We start from the raw sequence: 18,997 nt of genomic DNA on the forward strand, positions 1-18,997 counted from the left end.
CCGATCGGAGGCAGCCGACAGCCGTCTGTGTGGACGTACATGTAGTGGACGCGTGCGTCGGGCAGGCGATTGTCATGCGACAGAGCTCGACTTCTCAGCGAGGCTGCGGAGACGAAGGGCGGCCCATGCATCTGCGGAGCACGCAGGCTGCGTCCTCTCGGCGACAAAGTCATTCCGAGTCCGGTGCCGTGCAGCCGCTCCGGCAGGAGATCGACCAGTTGCGCCAAACTCTGGGCACCCGTCCGGTCATCGACATGGCACGGGGAATCCTGATGGCGGGGCTCGGCTGCTCCGCCGGGGCGGCATGGGAGATCCTGGTGAAGGTTCTCCCAGCACAGCACCACCAAACTGCGTGACGTGGCCGACTCCCTGGTCTAAGCGACACCGTGACGAGGGCGTGCCCGCCGCCCGTGATGGCCGATACGCAGGCGGGCTCGGCCCTGCACAGGGCACGCCAGCCCGGCGGCCCGCGGGAGTCGCGCTCAGTCGGTCGGCAGGTTCGCCCGTTGCAGCGGCACGTGTCAGGTGGCGGCTCTGAAGGAGTCGTTGTCGGGCCGGGTGCTCAGAAGTTGATGGCGGGCGGCTTTGAGCGCGGCATCGATGTCGCGGGTGCCAGTGGCGACGCACAGGGTGTAGGAGACATCGTTCAGGCGCTGACGTGCCTGTGCGTTGTTCTCCTTGTCGTGGCGCGCCTGCAGAGTTTCGTACTGCTCAAGCAAGTCGGCGAGGACGGTGGGGTGGGCCATCAACATGAGAGGCTCTCCCTTTCGCGAGGTGGGAGTGACGTCGGGTCAAACTGGCTGAGGGTCTGGCGGGGCCGGGGAATCGCTGTCCATACGGCGGGACAGCTGACGACCTATCCGCCCCAGCAGGCGTGGGAACTACTCTCTCTGAGCCGCCCCGCCTTCACCCGAGGCCGGCCCTGGTCATGTCCTGGACGAACTCCATCCACAGCGTGCGGCACTCTCGCGCGCGCAGCATGCGGCAGCAGGGCTTGTTCGCCTCGGGACGCAACGGCATGGTCACGGGCTATGGCCCGCCCGTGGTCGGCTGCGGTATCAGAGAGTCCTCACGGCTACGCCGGGCGGCAACGCGGATCCTGTGCTCATCGAGTCCGTTCTCCTCCCGTCGCACTGCGGTCAGACAGACGCGAGAGGAGCTTGGGGCGGCACGCACCGAAGACAGCCGACTGTCGGCCGCTCTCGCGAGTGGGCCTGTCATCCCAAGCACCTGCCGGGCTGTGTGCCCCACCTCGCACAGACTCAAACCGGCCCGTGCCGGAACCGGGCCGGCCGCCGTCGGCACCGCTACCGGACTGATCCGAAGGGCTGCGGCGCCGAGTGACGATACGACGTCCCGCCCAACGTGCCCAGCGTTCGCGACGGTGGACAGTCATGCGACGGGCACGCACGTCACAGCCCGAGCGGCGCGGCGCGCTGCACCCAGGGCCCAGTGGTACCTCGATCTTCGTGTTCCTTCGGTGCGGTTCGGGTACCCGCCCGGGCAACAATTCCCGAGCGGCATCCGGGAGGAACCAATGGATCTCGCCTTTCTCCACCCGCTTTACGAACATCCTGGGCCGTGGGCGTCCGTGTACGCCGACACCTCTCGGCATACGGAGGGCACCCTGCACGAGAGGTCGCTGACGGCCCGCGCGGCGGCCACGGAACTCGCCGGGCAGGGCGCCGACGAGGCCACCTGCCAGGCAGTCCGAGGAGCGCTGGAGGAGCTGCGGCACTCCCCCGAGCCACACGGCCAGGCCCTGTTCGCCACCGCCGGCGAGGTGGTGCTCGACCCTGCCCTGGCCGCATCCCCCCGGAGCCTGTCCGCTCAGTGGTCGGCCCTGCCGCGCACCGCCCCACTACTCGACCTGGCCGGCGAGGACCCGCTCTGTGTGGTCGCCTACATCGACCGCCGGGGCGCCGACTTCGAACTGCGGGGCGCACGCGGCAGCAAGGACGCGGGCTCGGTGACCGGGCGGCAGTGGCCCGTGCACCGGACCAGCACCTCCGACTGGTCCGAGCGACACTTCCAGCTCAAGGTCGAGAACACCTGGGAGCACAACGCGGCCGAGATCGCGGACGCACTCGCCGTGTGCCAGGAGGAAACCCGCGCCGACCTGCTGATACTCGTCGGAGACGACCGAGAGCGGCGGGCCGTGCGCGAACGGCTGCCCCAGAGGCTGCACGACCTCGTGGTCGAGGCCCCGCACGGGCCCGGCAGCAAGCTGCTGGACCAGGACGTGGAGCGGGCCCGCGCGGAGCATGTCCACCGCAGGGCGGCCGATGAACTGGAGCGGTTCGTGGCGGCCCGGGCGCCGGACGCGGAAGGACATGTCGGCGCCGTGGAGGACGTTCCCGCGCTGGTCGAGGCGGCCAGGGAGCACCGGATCGACGAACTCCTGATCCGACCGGACGGCCCCGACGCACACCGTGAGGTGTGGATAGGCGAGGCCCCGGACCAGTTGGCGGTACGTCGCACGGACACCAAGGTGCTCGGCCAGCCGAACCCCTGGCCCGCCCGTGCGGACGACGCACTCCTGCGCTCCGCGGTGGCCACGGGCGCACCCGCCCTGTCGGTGACGGTGGCCGGCCCCCAGGACACTCCGGTGGGCGGGCTCGGAGCGCTGCTGCGCTGGGCCTAGCCCGGCCGGGGAGACAGGCGCCCCGGCACGTAAATCCGTGTGCCGGGGCGCCGGCGCGCGACCGCTTCCGATTTCGGCCTGCCCTCCCTGCGCGTCATCCGGCACCGTGTACTTCTGGGCCCGCCTCGCCCTCCTCTTGCCTCATGCCGACTTCACCTTCTCCAGTGCCCGGCGGTCACTGCGGGATGCCAGGCAGCGGGGGAACGAGTAGTCGTGGGGGACGGCGAGCACCGTGCCCTCTTACGCCAGGGGGCTCCAACTGCCGTACCTCGACTGGTGAGGCAGATGACCGGGACACCGTCCCGACAGGGGCGGCCCGCCGAGCCGCGGCTCAACGACGGCCAGGCCAGTACCTCTCGGTTGCAGGAGGGCCGCGGGCCCGATCCCACCGGGTCCGCGGCCCTCCTCCCACTTGGCCACCGCTCACGCTCGGCAGTGATGTCCGGGATGCTGCGGGCAACACCGGTGCGGTAGCAGTCCATGCAGGGACCGCGTCCGGTCTGGGTCTGCAGCAACTCGACGAACGCGGCCTCTTCGTCGGTGGCGGCCATCGTCTTCAGACCGCCGCGGGCGTCGGCGGTCATCACGGCCGCCGCGTCCACCCCCAGTAGCCCCTGGCAGGCGTGGACCAGGCGATGGAAGAGATGCAGTGGGTCGAACTCTGATGCATAAGTGTCCGACAGGCCGACGAACGCCTTCGCCAGCTCTCGCTCGCGGTTCATCCTCGCCGCCCCGGCGGTGTGGCCCCATATTCTGCTTCTTCAGTCACCGCGGATGTCCATGGTGTGGTCAATGGCGGCCCGCGCTACCTCGGTCGAGGTACGGCCCTCCGCAAAGGCCCGGGCGCGCAGACGCAGAAGGGCCTCCTCGGCGCCGACTCCCAGATGCACCATCACTGTGCCGGTGGCCTGGTGAACCTCCTCCCGGTCGGACTCGGCTCCCTCCAGCCACGATGCGACTCCGTCGGGATGCACAGGAGCGTGATCAAGGGTTGCGACGGCCAGCGTCACGGCGTCGGCGACCAGCAGCGCGGTGCGTACGTGATCGCCGTCCAGCGTCCCCGCAGCGGCAACCGGTACAGGTCAAGGGTGCCCAACGCGCCTCTGGCGCCACCCAACGGGACCGAGAAGACGGCTTCCGCACCCGCCCTGGTCGCCTGGACGGAAAACAGGGGCCACCGGCGACTGTCCGGAGCACGGGTCAGATCCGTCGCGAAGACCGGCGCGCGCAGGCGTACCGCCTCCATACACGGGCCTTCGCCCAGGGTGTACTGGAGCTCCGCCAACCGTGCGGCGACCTCGCCGCTCGCACACAGCACCACCCCCGTCTCGTAACCGTTCCCCGTCATCGTCATCGTCATCGACATCGACATCTCCGAGACCACAGGCAACAGCCCCATGCAGGCTCGGCACAGAGCGTCGGGCACCTCAGCCGGCGGCAGCCCGCGCACGACTGCGATGAGTTCGCGGGCGATCCGGGCCCTGCGGACTTCAGTCTCCTGCTCGGCGTCTCCGCCACCGAGCATCTCGTGCACCCCCCGGTGCCACGTCCCGCCCCCAGGCGCGGGCCGCGAGCGACCCCCATGGCGAAGAGGACCTCCGTACAGAAATCACGCACCTGAAGCGGGCTCTCCAAACCCGGCCCGTCATCGACCTGGCCCGCGGCGTCCTGATGGCCTCCTTCGGGCTCAGCGCAGAAGGAGCATGGACAGTCCTGGTCGAGGCGTCGCAGCACACCAACACCAAACTGCGCTACGTCGCTGAAGAGTTGGTCAACGCTGTCGACGCTGACGAGATGCCCGAGCCGTTCCAGCAACAAATAGCCGCTGCCGTCACGAGGCTCCAAACCCCGCAATCCGCCTCCTCAAACAGAGAAGGATGAGTGGACCGCAGACCGCACAGCTGATGCGCGAGAACGACATCCGCAACATGGTGGCCTGCGACGGCGACCAGCTGCTCGGCCTGGTCACCGACCGGACCTCGCCGTGCGCGTCGTCGCCGACGGCGCCGACCCTCGGATCGTCGATGTGGGCGCGGTGTGCACGCCTGATCCCGTATGCATCGGTCCGTAGGAGGAGACGGAGCGCGCCGTGGCCCTGCTGCGTCGGCATGCGGTGCGTCGGCTCCCGGTCGTCAGCGACGGCCGAGCGATCGGCACGGTCAGCATCGGCGGCCTCGCCGAACACCACAACCCTGACTCGGCTCCCGCTGACGTCAGCAGGGCGAAACCGAGTCCGAGCCAAGGGCACTTTGTCTCCTTGACCGACTGGAGCAGCAGCCGGACTGCCGGGGCGGCTCGACAGAGCGGGACGAGGTCAGGAACTGGTGCGGGGCCCGGGCTCCTGCTGGTTGGCATCGCGTACGGTCCGGTCATTCCGTGCACTGGCCCAGGCCCGGATCTTTCGTGCGATCCGGTGGCGCGGCAGCCCGGCCTCATGGCCCTGGCGCAGTGGCCCTTGGCCTGGCGCTGACGGCAAGAGCCTCGCGGCGAGGCCGGTCAGGCGGGTCGTCAGGCCGGGAGCCACGCCATGCGCGAGCTGCGCCGCCTTGGCCGGCGCGGTGAGCACGAGCCGGGCGCGTCGTTGGATCACCGCGTCCACGATCCGGCGGGCCGCCCTGTCGGCGTCCATGGACAGCAGCGGGGCGCCTGCGGCAGCGCTGAACCAGCCGAACTCGGCACTCGTGTCGCCACCGAACTCCGCCTGCCGGTGCGAGCCGGTCCGCATGAGTCCGGGATGTACCGCGGTGACGCTCACACCCGCAGCTGCCGTCTCCGCGTGCAGCCCCTCGGCGAGAGCACCCACCGCGGCCTTGGCGCACGAATACGGCAGCAGGTGAGGCACGCCGAGCAGGCCACCGACGGAACCGATCAGAGCCAGGCGCCCACGGCTCCCGCGAAGATAGGGCAGCGCTTCCAACGACGTGTACAGAGCGCCGTAGAACATCGTCTCCATGGCGTCGGTGAACTCCTCGGGACCGACTGCCTCAACGGGGGCGACCTGAATGACCCCGGCGTTGGCGACCACGATGTCCAGGCCGTCGCGTTCATGGACCACACGCGTCATCTCGCCCACGGCAGCCCGGTCGCGTACGTCGCACACCGCCACGTGCACGGTCGCGCCGGTCTCCTCACGCAACTGGCCTGCCGCACGCTCCAGCTCGGCCGCGTCCCGGGCGGCGATGGTCACGATGCATCCACGCTCGGCCAGGTGCCGGGCGATGAACAGCCCCAGCCCCCGGGACCCGCCGGTGACCAGGGCCCCCGGCCCCTTGAGCCGGGGAGGAAAGCGGGTGCGGTCGGCCATGTCGTTGCCCTTCTGGAAGATGAAGCGGTTCCCACCCGCCGGACGACTCGTCGCCGGATGGCGTGCACTCACGGCTTCAGCAGTGTCTTCACCATGCCGTCCTCCTTGGCCTGAAACGTCGCGTACGCCGCCGGGCCCTCGCGCAGGGGCAGGTGATGTGTGGCGAACCCGTCGACGTCCAGGGGATCGTCGTCGGTCAGGTGCGGGCGGATGTCGTCGATCCAACGCCACACGTTCGCTTGGCCCATGCGCACCTGCGGTTGCTTGTCGAACATCGTGAGCAGGGGCAGCGGGCTGGCGGCCCCGCCGTAGACGCCGCTGATGGACGGCGTGCCGCCACGGCGCACTGCGTCGATTCCTGTCAGCAGGGCGCCCAGACGGTCGACGCCGGCGTACTCCATCAGGGGCCGGGCAACCTTGTCGGGCAGGAGTCCGGTGGCCCACTGCGCGGCCTGGGCCACCGGGGCGCCGTGAGCCTCCAGGCCGACCGCGTCGATGACGGCGTCCGAACCGCGGCCCTGAGTGAGATCGCGGACGGCGTCTCCCGGGCCCTTGTCGTGTTCGCCTGGATCCAGAGCGGTGACGCCGGGCCGCCGGGCGCGTTCGAGCCTGGCGTCGCCCAGGTCGACCCCGGTGACCTGTTCCGCGCCGCGCAGCCGCGCGATCCGGGTCTCCATGTCCCCGATGGGGCCGGGGCCCAGGACGGTGACACTGCCGCCAGGGGGGATGTCGGCGTACTCCACGGCCTGCCAGGCGGTGGGCAGGACATCGGACAGGTAGACGAAACGGTCGTCCGGGGGGCCGTCCGGCACCTTGATGGGCAGGGTGTTGCCGAAGGGGACCCGCAGATATTCGGCCTGGCCGCCCGGCACCTGGCCGTACAGCTTCGTGTAGCCGAACAGGGCGGCTCCGCTGCCCATGGACGTCACCTGCGCCTGCGTCGTCTCGTGTCCGAGGTTGTCCCCCGGGTCGAGGTAGGGGCCGAAGACTTCGTAGGGATGCAGGTCCGATCCACAGATACCTGTCGACGTCACACGGACGATGATGTCGTCGGGCTTCTCGATGCGGGGGTCAGGGACCTCCTCGATACGTACGTCGGGCTTTCCCTGCCATGTCAGAGCGCGCATGCTGACACGCCTCCCGAAATACGTGCAGGTGCGGCTCAGCGGCCCACGGCCTTGGCCAGTTCCGCCTTGTTCATCGAGGAGCGGCCCTTGACGTTCTTGCGCTGCGCTTCGGCGTAGAGCTGGTCCTTGGTGCGGCCCTGCGCTCCCTTGTGGGAACGTTCGCCTCCTCGCTGGGAAGCCGACTTGGGGTCCTTGGTGGAGGTACGGCTGGCCGTACGGGACTCACCGCTGCGGGCCCGCTCCTTGTTCACGGTACGCGCGGCGATCTCCTCGGCTCGCTTCGTGGACTCCCCGCGCTGCTTCGCGCTCTCCTTGACGTGTTCGTACTGTCGTTCCCTCTTGCGGCTCGCTCCTGCGGGCATGACCGTTCCTTTCGTCGGGCAAAGGTCCTCTTCCAGGGGCTCACATCGTGCGGCATCTCGCCACGTGACTGCCTCTGGCAGGGAACACCCCGCGTACCCACGGTCGGCTACGTAATGCGATTCGGTGTCGTTGTCCGGCACAAGATCCCCCACTCTTCCGCCATGTCACCGAGCCAATCGGCTTCACCAGCCCATGTGAACAGCGCCATGCCGTCCGTGAAGGCCATCTGTGCTGTGGCGCACCGTCCGTCGTTTTCCCGGATACGCCGACGCAGAACGGACCAGCGAGACGCCTCATGGCCGGTGAATTCGGTCAGTCCTCCTCGGGTCGGAGCGTCCAGCATCCCGGCCGCGTCGACGAGGTCGAACTCCGCGTAGAGAAACCGAGAGCCGACACGCGAAGCCAGATCCAGGAATCCCTCGCCCGAGACCTCCCCGGCCTCCACACTGCGCAGCGACATCGTGTGCTGTTTGGGCAGCGAAAGCATGCGCGGGACGAGACGGATTCGCCCACTCTCAGCGTGTGCTGACGCCTGTTCCGTCAGATCATCGAGATCGGTGGAGGAGCTGGCAGGTGCGACGGACGACATTTCCCTTTGCCTCTCTTCAGACAGGGCCGCAATAGCCCGGAATCTTCCGGGTGCCCCGGTCCATGGAGGTAAAGCTCCCTTCTGTGGCGTCTCGCCGAGGCCGAGGTCCTGCCCACCGCTGCCCGTGTCGGACACGTCCGGAGGGGTACCGGCCCGGTGGCACCCATGCGGTGCGGCCCTCGCATCCAAGCCCTTCGGAGGAGGCCCCCATGTCTCTGCGCACGATCTCCCGCTCGTGGCGTCACTGGCGCCGCGGCGCTGACCTGAGCGTCCCGATGCACGCCACCGACGCCGAGGACACCAACCGCCGGTTTCTGCTCTACGGAGTCCTGCCCCTGTGGGTGGTACCTGCCGTGGCCGACTGGATCATGCACCGCAGGACGCACATCGAGACGACGAGCGGGACCAAGGAATCCGCCGTGCACGCGCTCATGATGACGGAGGCAGGCGTCCCGGTCGCCATGGGCCTGCTCGCCCGGATCAACCCGCTCGTCCTCACCGTCATGGGCGGCGCGGCCCTCGCGCATTCGGCCACGGCCCTGTGGGACGTCACCCTCGCTACGGGCGAGCGCGAGGTACGCCCCGTGGAACAGCACATTCACAGCTTTCTCGAGGTGCTGCCCCTGACAGCGATGGCGTTCACCGCATGCCTGCACTCCGAGGAGGTGCGCGCCACTTTGCGAGGCGGCCGCGGGGCCGACGACTGGCGCCTGCTCCCCAAGAGGCATCCGCTGCCCGCCGGATACCTCGCCGCGCTGGCGGCTGTCATCGGCGCCGGCGTTGCCCTGCCCTATGCGGAGGAAATGCGGCGCTGCCTGCGTGTTCGGCTGGCTGCCGCGTGACACGGTCCCGGACCGCCCGGGGCGAACCGCGACCACTGGTCGTACGACACCGGATCCTCGTCGGTCGAGGGCAGGAGCACGTCACGCCGGATGGCCACGGCCGGCTCCTGACCGGGGTCGAGGACGGCCGCGTTCTGCGTGTTGATCCGGCGCCACCACACGCTGTCGAGCAGGTAGCGCACACCGGGGCCGTCCGCTCGGATTGACCGCGCAGACCGACGGCCGCGTCCTCGTCCGTGACGCGGAGCGGGGTCTGCTGCGGCTGTCTCCCGACGACGGGCTCCGCGAGGTGTTGGCCGACCGGATCGGCGGAGAGCCGCTACAGGTGTGCAGCAACGTGACGGTGGGCGCGGACGACACCGCGTACTTCGCCTCCTCAAGCAGCCGCTACCCGCTGTCCCGGTGGCGCAGCGACCTGCTGGAGCACACCGCATCCGGACGCGTCCTTCGCCTGACGCCCCGCGGCAGTCCCGAAGTACTCGCAGGGGCCCTAGAGTTCGCCAACGGAGCCGTCCTCGCCCCGGGCGCCCCGGACGCCCCGCACCTCATCGTCGCCGAGACAGGATCTCGCCGTCTGATGCGCCTGTGGCTCACCGGGCCGGACGCCGGCCGCCTTGAGGTGTTCCTGGAAGACCTGCCCGGCTATCCCGACAATCTGACGCAAGGGCCCTCGGGCGACCTTTGGGTGGCTCTTGCGGTGCCGCCCGATCCATGGGTGGAGGCTCTGCGCAGCGCGTCGGCCGTGCTGCGGCGGACGATGGCGACCGCGGCGGGCATCGTGCGGTCGGCGTCGGACAGGTCCGGGAAGCGCGGGGGTGAAGACCGTACGAGGTGCCCTGCTCCCCACCCGGCAGGAAGCCGAGGTGGAGTCACGGTGGCACCGCACGGAACCTCACGGGCAGGCTCGTGTCCTGTGGGTACCGGGTTCCTGTGGGTACCGGTCTCGTATGGGCGACATCCTCGTGGGCACCTGCTCGTGGACCGATCCGGCACTGGTGCGCAGCGGTTGGTATCCGGCCGGTCAGCGGGATGCGGAAGGACGGCTGCGGTACTACGCCGGGAGGTTTCCGGTCGTCGAGGCCGACGCGTCGTACTACGCCTTACCTCAAGAACGGGTCAGCCGGATGTGGGTGGAGCGCACGCCGGGCGGATTCGCCTTTGACGTAAAGGCGTTCTCATTGTTGACCGGGCATCCCACCCGCGAGTCGATGATGCCGGAAGGGCTGCCGGCCGATGCGCAGGACAGCGGTGTGCTCAAGGAGGTGTGGTCGCGGTTCGCTGAGGGAGTAGGGCCGTTGCGGCGGGCCGGGCGGCTCGGCAGCGTGCTGTTCCAGTTCCCGCCATGGCTGAGGCCCGGAGCTCGGGCCGAGCGGATCCTGGCGCAGACCGCGCGACGCACGACCGGCTGGCCGATCGCTGTGGAATTCCGGCATCCCGACTGGTGGCGTGAGGGGCAGGCCGAGTTGACGTGCGCCCTGCTCACGGACCATGGCATGGCCGCCGTCGCCGTCGACATGGCCCAAGGGCTGCCCTCCTCCCTGCAGCCCGCCGCACCCGTCACCACATCGCGGCTTGCCGTCGTGCGGTTCCACGGACGCAGCGCTTCATGGGGGCGAGGGAGCAAGGAGGAGCGCTTCCGGTACGCGTATTCCGAGGGCGAACTCGCCGAGTGGCTGCCTCGGTTGCGTGAGCTGGCCGGTCAGGCGGAGCGGGTCCACGTGCTCTTCAACAACTGCTGCGGTGGTGCCTCGGTGCGGGCCGCGGAGCAGATGGACAGCCTGCTGCGCGTAGGCCACCGGCCTGCGTGATCGACGACAGCTCAGCGAGGCCGTCGCCATGCCGGTCACCGCGATCATCTCATCCACGGTGAACCCGGAGCCCACGTCGGACACCAGGCACACCCATGGCGGGGTGATCACCTCTGACTGGGCCTGGCGGGGCTGCCGGGCTGGGGGGGAGGGCACGGCCAGCTGGGCGGGGCACGCGGCGGCCGCCGTCTCGAATGGCGGCCGCCGCGTGTTCACTCCCGGGGCGGGCTCCCGAGCCGTGGTAAGGAGACTGCCGACTCGGCGTGGCCGTCCGGCGATGGGTACTCCGGCGGCATGCGAATGAGCGTGGTGGATGTGGACTCGAATACAGTGCGAGGCCGTCCGAGCACAGACACCGTTGCCAGTGCACACCACCGAGCGACGTCTGCGCCTGGCCCAACTCGTCGAGCCCGATGGCACCATCGGACCCGACGCCGTGGACCGGTTGGTGAACGCGGTGACCGCCGCACGGGAGGAAGTCCTGCAGCAGGGTTCGGATGAGCCGTCCGCCTTCGGCACGTCGGTCGTGCGCGACGTGCCGAACCGTGCGGAGGTCCTCGACGAGGTGCAGCAGAAGTCCGGCGTACGACCGCACCTGCTGCCGGGCGAGGTCGAGGCGGAGGCGACGTTCCTGGCCGCGCGCCGGTGGATGGGATGGCGCAGCGGCGCCCGCTGCTCGTCCTCGACGTCGGCGGGGTCGCTGGAGGTGGCGTTCGACCGCAACCGGCCGGCCGACTTCGCGCTGTCGCTCCCCCTCGGCGCCGGCCCGCTGACTCGCCCCCGCCTCCGCGACCAGGACCCGACCGAGCCTGCGGCTCTCATGTCACTACGGCGCATGATCCGGCACCAGTCGCGGGACGCGGCCGAACGTATCCGGTGGGAATCGCCGCGGACGCCCGTCGCCACCTCGCGGGCCTTCGCGCAGCCGACTCAGCTCTGTGGCGCGAGTTGCTCCGCAAGGAACTCGGCCGTGCGGTGCGCCGCCTGGCGGAGATCCCCGCCGAGGAGCGCGCCCAACTGCCGGGCATCTCCGGGCCCCGCGCCGACCAGTCGCTCGCAGGGCCCTTGTGGATCGCACCGCCGTGAAGCGGATGGGCATCGGTCGGCTGACCACCTGTCCCTGGGCCGTGCGCGAGGGCATCCTGCTGCGTCGTATGGTCGTATGGAGGAGGGCGAGGGCTGGTGGGACTCGCTGCTGCCCCCGCGATCGGGCCGGGCCAGAAGGCGGTGCGGTCGCTGCATCTCGCGGCCCTCCACCTCACGTCGTCGAGCAGCCAGGCGGCCGACAACTCCCTCGTCTCCTGCTGAGCTCACCGGCCACGGCCGGTGAGGAAGTCGCGCACCCGGCGCACCAGACCCATACCGGGAGCAAGCAGCTTGTTGCCCGGCGGTGTGCTGGGGGCACGCGGATGCGGACGCGTGGGCGCCGTCTTCTTCGCCGAGCGGATCTTGTCGCCGAGGTCGAGCAGTTCCTCCTCGTTGCGCGCCTCACGCAGGCGGGGGAAAAGGTTGTTCTCCTCCTCCCGCACGTGCCCGGCCACCTCGGTCTGCAGGGTGGCGACCAGTTCATCGAACGTCGCAGCGCTCGGCGGGAGTTGCTCCAGCTGCTTGAAAAGGCCGACGGTTCGTCCTCTTCAGGCTTCGGCTGCTCCCGTATGTCGAGGGGGTCCTCTTCATGTGCTTCTGCCTGCCTGCCGTGACACGCGTCCGCAGGCTCCGCTCCCCTTGTGCCGCTAACGGCCGCGCCCCGGGCCCCGTCGGCCATGACCGTCCAGACTCGGCGCCGCCTCGGCGAAGCCGCGGCCGCCGCCGACCTCCGACCGCGTCCTCCCCTTCATTCGAAGCCGTCGGCCGACACCACGCCCTAGTCCCCGACGCCCGCTCAGAGGCAGTCGCGTGGGGCAGACTCTTTCCACGTCCTGGAGAAGACGCGCCACCGCCCCCGAACGCGTCGAGTGTCACCGAGACGTGGAACTCCTCCTCGTCGCAGGGTGAGTTCCGTGCGGGTGACGATCTCCGTGCCCCGGTCGCCCCGGTGGAAACGCATCGTCCACGTGGACTCGCCGGTCGTCGACGTGAAGTCATCGGCCACGGCGCCGTACCGCTCGACCGCCCGCCGCCCCCACCTCCAGGTCGATATCGTCGAAGCGGACCGTGCCACGATCAGCTACTGCCCCGGCAGGAGGAGGTACAGCCCGACCGCCGCCAGCGTCGCGACGACGGTCGGCAGGCGGGCCCCGCCGCATCGCTGGTGGCGGGGGTGGCGGGGTGGCGGCGCTGGGCAGCCTCTTGGGTACGGGTCACACGTCGTCCTGCGCTCGTCTGTCCGTTCGCTCTCAGACCTGAGCGAGCCGTTCGCGGATCGCCGTCACGAAGTCGTCCAGGTCTTTCGGGGTGCGGGAAGTGATCAGCGGGTAGCCGCGCTCCACGTCCACGACGACCGGTTCGTCCACCCACGCCTCGGCGCCGGCGTTGGTGATGTCGGTGCGCAGGGACGGGTATGAGGTGAGGGTCTTGCCCCGCAGGACGTCGGCCTCCACCAGCGCCCACGGGCCGTGGCAGATGGCGGCGACGGGGCGGCCGCTGGTGGCGAACGCCTTCACCGTGTCGACGGCGGCCGTCTCCAGGCGCAGGTGGTCTGCGTTGAGCGTGCCGCCGGGGATGAGCAGCAGGTCGTGCGGGGCGGCGCCCAAAGCCTCGTGGGACACGTCCGGGTCCACGCTCTCGCCGGGGTCCTTGTCCCCCTGCAGCGTCTGGACGGGGTCCGTGCTGACCGCGGCGACGGTGACGTCGACGCCGTCCTTGCGCAACTCCCGCAGCGGGACGAGCAGTTCGTCCTGTTCGACGCCGTAGTTGGTGACGAGGGCCAGGACGCTGCGGCCGTCGAGTCGTCGGTCAGTCATGGGGTGAACCTTTCTGCGCGCGGTGTGGGGCAGTACGAGTGGGGCTGTACCAGTGGGGCTGTACGAGTGGGGCTGTACGAGTGCCGCTCTGATCCGGACGGGCTCCGGCCCTGTCATCCGGCCGGGTAGGGGTGTTCCTTCAGGAGCTTCGCGAGGTGGACGGTGTTGACGGCGAGCGTGTGGGTCGTGTCCGCCACGGTGTCGGGTGTCCCTTCGAGGTCCTGGTAGTCGGTGCCCTGCTGGGCCTCCCCGACCCAGTAGGTGACGGCGCCGGGGGCGAGGGAGAAACCGACGTCGTTCAGCGCCTGGAAGACGTCCGCGCTGACCTTGTGCGCGCCGTCCTCGTTGCCGACCACGGCGACCGCGGCGACCTTGTCGTACAGGAGGGGGCGCTCCTGCTCGTCGGTCTGCGACGACTCGGCGTTCAGCCGTTCCAAAACCCGCTGGCAGATGCTGGAGGGGTGGCCCAGCCAGATCGGGGTGGCGATCACGAGGATGTCGGCCTGGTGCACCTTCTCGCGCAGCATTGGCCAGGCATCGCCCTCCCCCATGTCCACCCCGATGCCGGGGCGTACGTCGTGGTCGGCGACACGGACCGTCTCGGTCGTCACACCGAGCTTGTCGAGTTCGGCGGAGATCTGGTCCGAGAGCAGCAGGCTGCTGGAGGGGGCGGGGGAAGAGTTGAGCGTGCAGACCAGGGAAAGGGCGCGCATGGTGAACTTCTCCTTGTACGAGGATGCGTGGGCGGGATCACCGGATCAGGTGGACGGCCGGCCTGGCAGCGGGGGTTCTCGCGCCACGCGGTGAGCAGGGCCCGGCACAGCGGCCGCTCGTGCGTCGGCGCCTGCCGTTCCGGGCATCGACCGGGCGGGAGCGCGGCTCTCACGCAAGGTCACCGGTCGTCAAGCCGCGGAAGGACTTCGGTGCGGTAGAAGTCGAAGAAGCCCTGCTGGTCGGGCCCGATCTGGCCGACGTACACCTCGTCGAATCCCGCGTCGACGTACGCCTCCACGGCCCGGACGTGCTCGTCCACGTCGTCACCGCAGACCATCCCATCGGCGACGGCCTCCTCGGTCACGAGCGTCGACGCCTGCTCGAAATGGGCCGGGTCGGGCAGCACCTGACCGAGTTCGCCCGGCAGGAACTGGGTCGGCCACAGCCGGTGGGCCGTCTTGACCGCCTGGCCCCGGTCGGCGCCCCAGCACACCTTCACACCGCCGAGTACGGGCTTCTGGCCGCCTCCCGCGCGCCGGAACTGCCCCACCAGATCGGCGTCCGGCGTCATCGTGACGAACCCGTCCCCGATCCGGCCGGCCAGCGCCGCGGCCTTGGGACCGAACCCGGAGACATAGATGGGCACAGGCTCGTCGGGCACCGTGTAGAGCCGGGCGTTCTCCACGGTGTAGTGCTTACCGCGGTGGGTGACCTCGTCGCCGCTCTGCAAGCTCCGGATGATCTGGACCGCCTCCTCCAGCATCTCCAGGCGTACGTCGACGGCGGGCCAGGCGTCGCCGAGGATGTGCTCGTTGAGGGCCTCACCGCTGCCCACGCCGAACCTGAAGCGGTTGCCGGTGAGCACCCCCGAGGTGGCGACGGCCTGAGCGTTGATCGCCGGGTGCATACGAATGGTGGGACAGGTGACGAAAGTCGTCACGGGCAGTGACGTCGCCTGTGCGAGCGCACCGATCATCGACCACACGAAAGGGCTCTGCCCCTGCTCGCCCGTCCACGGGTGGTAGTGGTCGGAAATGGCCAGGCAGGTGAACCCCGCCTGTTCCGCGGCGCGAGCCTGCTCCAGCAGTTCGGCGGGCGTGAACTCCTCGCTCGCCAGAAAGTATCCGAAACGCGTCATTGCCTGCTCCTCACTGCATCGTCGCGCGCCGTCGACGGCCCGCCTCGTGAGCCCTTTCGCGGGGCTTCACACGGCTCCCAGCCCGACCCGGCGCGGGCCCGTGGCTTCCTCGGCGCCAATCTCATCAGCCTGCGCGATCCCGGTAAGGGGCACCACACGAGCGGGTTCGAGTGGCCCGTGTACCCAGAGGCCGCAATCCAAGTCACGAAACCCCGGCGAGCACGGGGCCCGAGGTATCCGGGCCTGTCGCCCGGGCACGGCGCGCGGCGGCTGCGCCCAGGACAGGGGCTTTGCTCGGCGCGATGATGGGTACCAGGGTGGTCGGCGCCCTCCTGAGTGCCGACGAGGTAGGTAGTCACGGGGCGGGTGGCGCGACCGGCGCCCGCTGAAGCGCATTCCGCGTGGGTGACCGCCCGTCCGCCGGACTACCAGGAGACCTGGGAGGGCTGGGAGGACTCGGCCGTCCCGCCCGAGCAGCTCGGCGCCTATCTGCGGGACCTGAAGCGCCTGTTCGCCGAGTTCGACTACGCCCATGCGTCGCTGTACGGGCACTTCGGCCAGGAGTGCGTGCACACGCGGATCCCGTTCGGGCTCAGGACCGCCGAGGGCGTCGCGGACTTCCGCCGATTCCTGGAGCGCGCCGCCGACCTGGTCGTCTCCTACGGCGAGCTCCCTGTCCGGCGAGCACGGGGACGGCCGGTCCCGGGGCGAACTGCTCAAGTCTTGCCCACCACGAAGCTCCAGCCGGCCAGACAGCCCCAGAAGTCCCCCAGCCGCTCACGGCCGTGGACATAAGTGCCACCCGAGGCCGGGTGCCGTGCGGCCGGCCAGCCGGGCGGAGGGCGCGCGTTGCAGTACGCCACCACTGCCGCAACGGCCAGGCCCAGCAACAGACCGGACCCGGCCGCCCGCACCGCCGGAGCCAGAGCGGCGAAGATCCCCGCACCGATCATGGATCCCAGGCCGACCACCACGGCATCGCCCACCCCGAGCCTGCGCTGCAACGCGTCCGGAACGCCGTTCACATCACTTTGGAAAGCCGGCCCGGCATCGCGGAGCCTGATCGCCTGGCCCGCCGCACTGTCGGTACGCCAGCGCCGGCACAGCGCCGGACAGCCCGTGTCGCCCTACGAGTCCACTCCATGGCACATCAAGTGCCACACCAGGCTCGTCACCGACCGCGTACGCCACGGACGTACGGCCTGTTGCGGCCCGCCTTCCTCATCCCCGCCGGATCCCCGCCGGATCGGCCAGGTGGGGGAAGGCTGGGGCGCGGTAGCCGCTCGCGTGGGGCTCGTTGCGTTGTACTGCAGTTGGAGGTGGGCGGATGGCCGGGCGAGCGTGCACGGTGGTTGTTGCCGTTCTACTGGGCGCCTGCAGCACCAGCGGGTGCGGAACGGTGGCCGAACGGCGGGACGACGTACGCGACACAACGGCCGTGTTCGAGCAGGCCCTCGGCGAAGGTGCCTACGACCGGGTGTGCGCCGTTCTCGCGCCCGCGACCGTGGAGGAGTTGGAGCAGTCGGCGGACACTCCCTGCGCGAAGGCGCTGAGTGAGGAGTCGTTGCCGCCGGGCGGTCCCGTGCGGCGGGCGGACGTGTACGGGAACCAGGCGCGGGCGGTGCTTTCGTCGGACACCCTGTTCCTCTCCCACTTCACCTCCGGCTGGAAGGTGGTGGCCGCCGGATGCGAGCCGCGGCCGCAGGAGCCGTACCAGTGCCGGGTCAAGGGCGGGTGAGGTCGTGAGGGTCATGTTCACCGTGGTCGTCGTGATCATCGCGGTCGGCCTTGTCTACCTGGCGGTCCTGGGGTTGATGCACCGATGACCGACGACTCCTCCCGGACCACACCGCCGACCCGCCGGGGCCTGAGGGGCTTCGTGCGGGACAACGGGCTCGGGCTGTTCTTCACGGCCGCGTTCCTGCTGGCCCTTGTCGGGCAGGCGATCGCCGGACACGCCGACTTCAACAACCAGATGGCCGCGGACCAGCTCCAGCAGATCTCTCTCGGCGAGTACGTCACGACGTCCGACTTCGCCGTCGACGTGTCCGAGAACTGGCAGTCGGAGTACCTGCAGTTCTTCCTGTACGTCGGGGTGACCGTCTGGCTGCTGCAACGCGGCTCCCCGGAGTCCAAGGAACTGCACAAGGCCGGCACCGAGTCCGACGAGGCACAGTTGGTCGGCGAGCACGCCAAGGAGAGCTCGCCCAGGTGGGCCAAGGCCGGCGGATGGCGGCGCGCGGTGTACTCCCACTCGCTACTGCTGGTCATGGGTACGGTCTTCCTGCTGTCCTGGCTGGTCCAGTCGATCACCGGCACGGCCGCCTACAACGAACAGCGGCTACGACAGCTGCAGGCACCGCTGAGCTGGGCCGACTACCTGGGCGCGGCGGACTTCTGGAACCGCACGCTGCAGAACTGGCAGTCCGAACTGCTGGCCGTCGCCTCGATGGCGGTCCTCTCGATCTACCTGCGGCAACGCGGATCCCCGGAGTCGAAGCCGGTGGGAGCGGCCCACGGGGCCACCGGAGTGGAAGGCTGAGGACACAGACCAGGCGGTCGGCTCGAACCCGGATCCGACCGCTCTGCCGTCACATCGACCCACGGACGTGCCCGGTACGGCCGTCAGCTGTCGGCCAGCCGCGAGCGCAGTAGACGCTTGCCGATTTCGGCGCCCTTGCGGCTGTCCGCCTGGGCCTTGCGGAAAAGATCCACGGCCTCGGCGTCCTTGTCACGCTCCGCATCCGCGATGTACGCCTCCAGGCGCAGCGCGTTGCTCAAACACGCCTCCACATACCAGATCAGGTTGTAGTCCTTGTCCGGCGTGCCCGTGACGCCACCGGTTTCCGTGCTGCTGGTCATACGAGCCTCCTTGGTGTTCGCGGGCTCTCGCCCGTCGGGACGGCCGGGTACCCGCCCCGCCCCCGCACACACCCCGGCCCCAGCCCCGCACACCTCCCCGGCGTGCCGGAAAGTGTGGACGGGGTCAGCCTGGATACGTGGACTCAAGCACCTGGATCCATCCGAAAGGTATGTGCGCCATGGGAAGCCAGAACGACGACGCCATGGGTGACGAGGTCTACCAGCCCCAAGGCACCGACGACCGTGAGGACGAGGGCGTCCTGGATCCGGAGGACACGCTCAGCGACCGGGGCAGCGACCCCTACGAGGAAGGCTGGTCACCCCCCGAGCGTCCGCTCGCCGTGGAGCACCAGGGCACCACCGGTCGTGAGCAGCACGAGGGCGAGAGCCTGGACCAGAGGCTGGCCGAGGAGCGTACGGATCCGGCGCTGGAGGAGCCCGACGCGGACGATCGCGTAGGGGACCTCCCGGGCGGGCAGGGGGAGCCGCTGGACGCGGAGGTGGGTGCAGACCGGGCGGGCCGCCTCGTGGCTCCGGACGAGGGCGCGCGCGAGGACGCCGAGAAGGACATGATCGCCGACGACGTCGGCATCGACGGCGGCGCGGCCGCTGCGGAAGAGGCTGCCGTCCACCTGGTCCCGGACGAGGACGACACATTGCCGTAGCTCTCGTACCCCTTTTCCGAACGCCCCGTCCCAACGGC

The 18,997-nt window shown here is 69.9% G+C and carries 22 protein-coding genes and 5 pseudogenes; 13 read left to right on the forward strand and 14 right to left on the reverse strand.

Annotated elements, in window-relative coordinates; genetic code table 11:
• Window positions 1–254: 254 nt before the first annotated feature.
• Complete coding sequence (locus tag ACZ5VQ_RS01895) at window positions 255–356, forward strand: hypothetical protein (RefSeq protein ID WP_469103561.1); 102 nt, start codon at window positions 255–257, stop codon at window positions 354–356.
• Window positions 357–521: 165 nt separating this feature from the next.
• On the opposite strand, the gene ACZ5VQ_RS01900 is transcribed toward ACZ5VQ_RS01895, so the two are convergent.
• Entirely contained in the window at window positions 522–752 is a 231-nt protein-coding gene (locus ACZ5VQ_RS01900) for a DUF5133 domain-containing protein (RefSeq protein WP_469103199.1), read from the reverse strand.
• Window positions 753–1,537: 785 nt separating this feature from the next.
• Here ACZ5VQ_RS01900 and ACZ5VQ_RS01905 point away from each other — a divergent pair.
• Window positions 1,538–2,644, forward strand: a complete 1,107-nt coding sequence (locus ACZ5VQ_RS01905; RefSeq protein ID WP_469103200.1) for a baeRF2 domain-containing protein — start codon at window positions 1,538–1,540, stop codon at window positions 2,642–2,644.
• A gap of 152 nt (window positions 2,645–2,796) precedes the next feature.
• Here ACZ5VQ_RS01905 and ACZ5VQ_RS01910 read toward each other — a convergent pair whose 3' ends face one another.
• Genes ACZ5VQ_RS01910 through ACZ5VQ_RS01920 form a run of 3 tightly spaced genes read right to left on the reverse strand, consistent with a single transcriptional unit; the run spans window position 2,797 to window position 4,169 of the window.
• Window positions 2,797–3,366, reverse strand: coding sequence for a hypothetical protein (locus tag ACZ5VQ_RS01910; protein WP_469103201.1), 570 nt, complete (start codon window positions 3,364–3,366; stop codon window positions 2,797–2,799).
• Between the two features lie 39 nt (window positions 3,367–3,405).
• Window positions 3,406–3,618 carry an ANTAR domain-containing protein gene (locus ACZ5VQ_RS01915; RefSeq protein ID WP_469103202.1) on the reverse strand — a complete coding sequence of 71 codons (213 nt, stop codon included), beginning with the start codon at window positions 3,616–3,618 and terminating at the stop codon, window positions 3,406–3,408.
• Between the two features lie 32 nt (window positions 3,619–3,650).
• Entirely contained in the window at window positions 3,651–4,169 is a 519-nt protein-coding gene (locus tag ACZ5VQ_RS01920; RefSeq protein ID WP_469103203.1) for a GAF domain-containing protein, read from the reverse strand.
• Window positions 4,170–4,315: 146 nt separating this feature from the next.
• Here ACZ5VQ_RS01920 and ACZ5VQ_RS01925 point away from each other — a divergent pair, with 146 nt between their 5' ends.
• Window positions 4,316–4,525 carry an ANTAR domain-containing protein gene (locus tag ACZ5VQ_RS01925; RefSeq protein WP_469103204.1) on the forward strand — a complete coding sequence of 70 codons (210 nt, stop codon included), beginning with the start codon at window positions 4,316–4,318 and terminating at the stop codon, window positions 4,523–4,525.
• Between the two features lie 433 nt (window positions 4,526–4,958).
• Here ACZ5VQ_RS01925 and ACZ5VQ_RS01930 read toward each other — a convergent pair whose 3' ends face one another.
• The 4 genes from ACZ5VQ_RS01930 to ACZ5VQ_RS01945 form a co-directional block, all read right to left on the reverse strand.
• Window positions 4,959–5,948 (reverse strand): SDR family NAD(P)-dependent oxidoreductase, encoded by a 990-nt coding sequence (locus ACZ5VQ_RS01930; protein WP_469103562.1) that lies wholly within the window; start codon window positions 5,946–5,948, stop codon window positions 4,959–4,961.
• 68 nt (window positions 5,949–6,016) lie between these two features.
• A complete protein-coding gene (locus tag ACZ5VQ_RS01935; protein WP_469103205.1) occupies window positions 6,017–7,075 on the reverse strand; it encodes a zinc-binding dehydrogenase in 1,059 nt (352 codons plus the stop codon).
• Between the two features lie 35 nt (window positions 7,076–7,110).
• Window positions 7,111–7,437 carry a plasmid stabilization protein gene (locus ACZ5VQ_RS01940; protein WP_469103206.1) on the reverse strand — a complete coding sequence of 109 codons (327 nt, stop codon included), beginning with the start codon at window positions 7,435–7,437 and terminating at the stop codon, window positions 7,111–7,113.
• A gap of 107 nt (window positions 7,438–7,544) precedes the next feature.
• Window positions 7,545–7,925, reverse strand: a complete 381-nt coding sequence (locus ACZ5VQ_RS01945) for a hypothetical protein (protein WP_469103207.1) — start codon at window positions 7,923–7,925, stop codon at window positions 7,545–7,547.
• A 311-nt stretch (window positions 7,926–8,236) separates the two neighbouring features.
• Here ACZ5VQ_RS01945 and ACZ5VQ_RS01950 point away from each other — a divergent pair, with 311 nt between their 5' ends.
• From ACZ5VQ_RS01950 to ACZ5VQ_RS01975, 6 genes and pseudogenes are all read left to right on the forward strand, one after another.
• Window positions 8,237–8,869 (forward strand): diguanylate cyclase, encoded by a 633-nt coding sequence (locus ACZ5VQ_RS01950; RefSeq protein WP_469103208.1) that lies wholly within the window; start codon window positions 8,237–8,239, stop codon window positions 8,867–8,869.
• Between the two features lie 343 nt (window positions 8,870–9,212).
• A pseudogene (locus ACZ5VQ_RS01955) lies at window positions 9,213–9,455 on the forward strand (SMP-30/gluconolactonase/LRE family protein); the annotation flags it as partial.
• A gap of 361 nt (window positions 9,456–9,816) precedes the next feature.
• Window positions 9,817–10,677, forward strand: a complete 861-nt coding sequence (locus ACZ5VQ_RS01960) for a DUF72 domain-containing protein (protein ID WP_469103209.1) — start codon at window positions 9,817–9,819, stop codon at window positions 10,675–10,677.
• A gap of 313 nt (window positions 10,678–10,990) precedes the next feature.
• A pseudogene (locus ACZ5VQ_RS01965) lies at window positions 10,991–11,539 on the forward strand (Ppx/GppA phosphatase family protein); the annotation flags it as partial.
• 14 nt (window positions 11,540–11,553) lie between these two features.
• Window positions 11,554–11,763 (forward strand): hypothetical protein, encoded by a 210-nt coding sequence (locus ACZ5VQ_RS01970; protein ID WP_469103580.1) that lies wholly within the window; start codon window positions 11,554–11,556, stop codon window positions 11,761–11,763.
• 96 nt (window positions 11,764–11,859) lie between these two features.
• Window positions 11,860–11,985, forward strand: a complete 126-nt coding sequence (locus ACZ5VQ_RS01975) for a hypothetical protein (protein ID WP_469103581.1) — start codon at window positions 11,860–11,862, stop codon at window positions 11,983–11,985.
• 2 nt (window positions 11,986–11,987) lie between these two features.
• Here ACZ5VQ_RS01975 and ACZ5VQ_RS01980 read toward each other — a convergent pair.
• The 4 genes and pseudogenes from ACZ5VQ_RS01980 to ACZ5VQ_RS01995 form a co-directional block, all read right to left on the reverse strand.
• Window positions 11,988–12,290, reverse strand: a pseudogene (locus tag ACZ5VQ_RS01980) (hemerythrin domain-containing protein); the annotation flags it as partial.
• A 723-nt stretch (window positions 12,291–13,013) separates the two neighbouring features.
• On the reverse strand, window positions 13,014–13,580 hold the full coding sequence (locus ACZ5VQ_RS01985; protein ID WP_469103210.1) for a DJ-1/PfpI/YhbO family deglycase/protease: 567 nt from the start codon (window positions 13,578–13,580) through the stop codon (window positions 13,014–13,016).
• A gap of 113 nt (window positions 13,581–13,693) precedes the next feature.
• Window positions 13,694–14,293: a flavodoxin family protein gene (locus ACZ5VQ_RS01990; RefSeq protein WP_469103211.1), complete on the reverse strand. Its 600-nt coding sequence runs from the start codon at window positions 14,291–14,293 to the stop codon at window positions 13,694–13,696.
• A gap of 179 nt (window positions 14,294–14,472) precedes the next feature.
• Window positions 14,473–15,432: an LLM class F420-dependent oxidoreductase gene (locus tag ACZ5VQ_RS01995; protein ID WP_469103212.1), complete on the reverse strand. Its 960-nt coding sequence runs from the start codon at window positions 15,430–15,432 to the stop codon at window positions 14,473–14,475.
• Between the two features lie 405 nt (window positions 15,433–15,837).
• Between ACZ5VQ_RS01995 and ACZ5VQ_RS02000 the strand changes: the two are divergent.
• Window positions 15,838–16,150, forward strand: a pseudogene (locus tag ACZ5VQ_RS02000) (FAD-binding oxidoreductase); the annotation flags it as partial.
• Between the two features lies 1 nt (window position 16,151).
• Here ACZ5VQ_RS02000 and ACZ5VQ_RS02005 read toward each other — a convergent pair.
• Window positions 16,152–16,457: pseudogene (locus tag ACZ5VQ_RS02005) on the reverse strand (amino acid permease); the annotation flags it as partial.
• 374 nt (window positions 16,458–16,831) lie between these two features.
• On the opposite strand from ACZ5VQ_RS02005, the gene ACZ5VQ_RS02010 reads away from it, so the two are divergent.
• A complete protein-coding gene (locus ACZ5VQ_RS02010; RefSeq protein ID WP_469103213.1) occupies window positions 16,832–17,170 on the forward strand; it encodes a hypothetical protein in 339 nt (112 codons plus the stop codon).
• An 84-nt stretch (window positions 17,171–17,254) separates the two neighbouring features.
• Window positions 17,255–17,974, forward strand: coding sequence for a DUF6766 family protein (locus tag ACZ5VQ_RS02015; protein WP_469103214.1), 720 nt, complete (start codon window positions 17,255–17,257; stop codon window positions 17,972–17,974).
• 83 nt (window positions 17,975–18,057) lie between these two features.
• Here ACZ5VQ_RS02015 and ACZ5VQ_RS02020 read toward each other — a convergent pair whose 3' ends face one another.
• Window positions 18,058–18,294 (reverse strand): hypothetical protein, encoded by a 237-nt coding sequence (locus ACZ5VQ_RS02020; RefSeq protein ID WP_469103215.1) that lies wholly within the window; start codon window positions 18,292–18,294, stop codon window positions 18,058–18,060.
• A gap of 179 nt (window positions 18,295–18,473) precedes the next feature.
• Here ACZ5VQ_RS02020 and ACZ5VQ_RS02025 point away from each other — a divergent pair, with 179 nt between their 5' ends.
• Window positions 18,474–18,959, forward strand: a complete 486-nt coding sequence (locus ACZ5VQ_RS02025; RefSeq protein ID WP_469103216.1) for a DUF5709 domain-containing protein — start codon at window positions 18,474–18,476, stop codon at window positions 18,957–18,959.
• The last annotated feature ends 38 nt before the right edge of the window (window positions 18,960–18,997 follow it).

Source organism: Streptomyces sp. NPDC033178, from assembly GCF_055577685.1.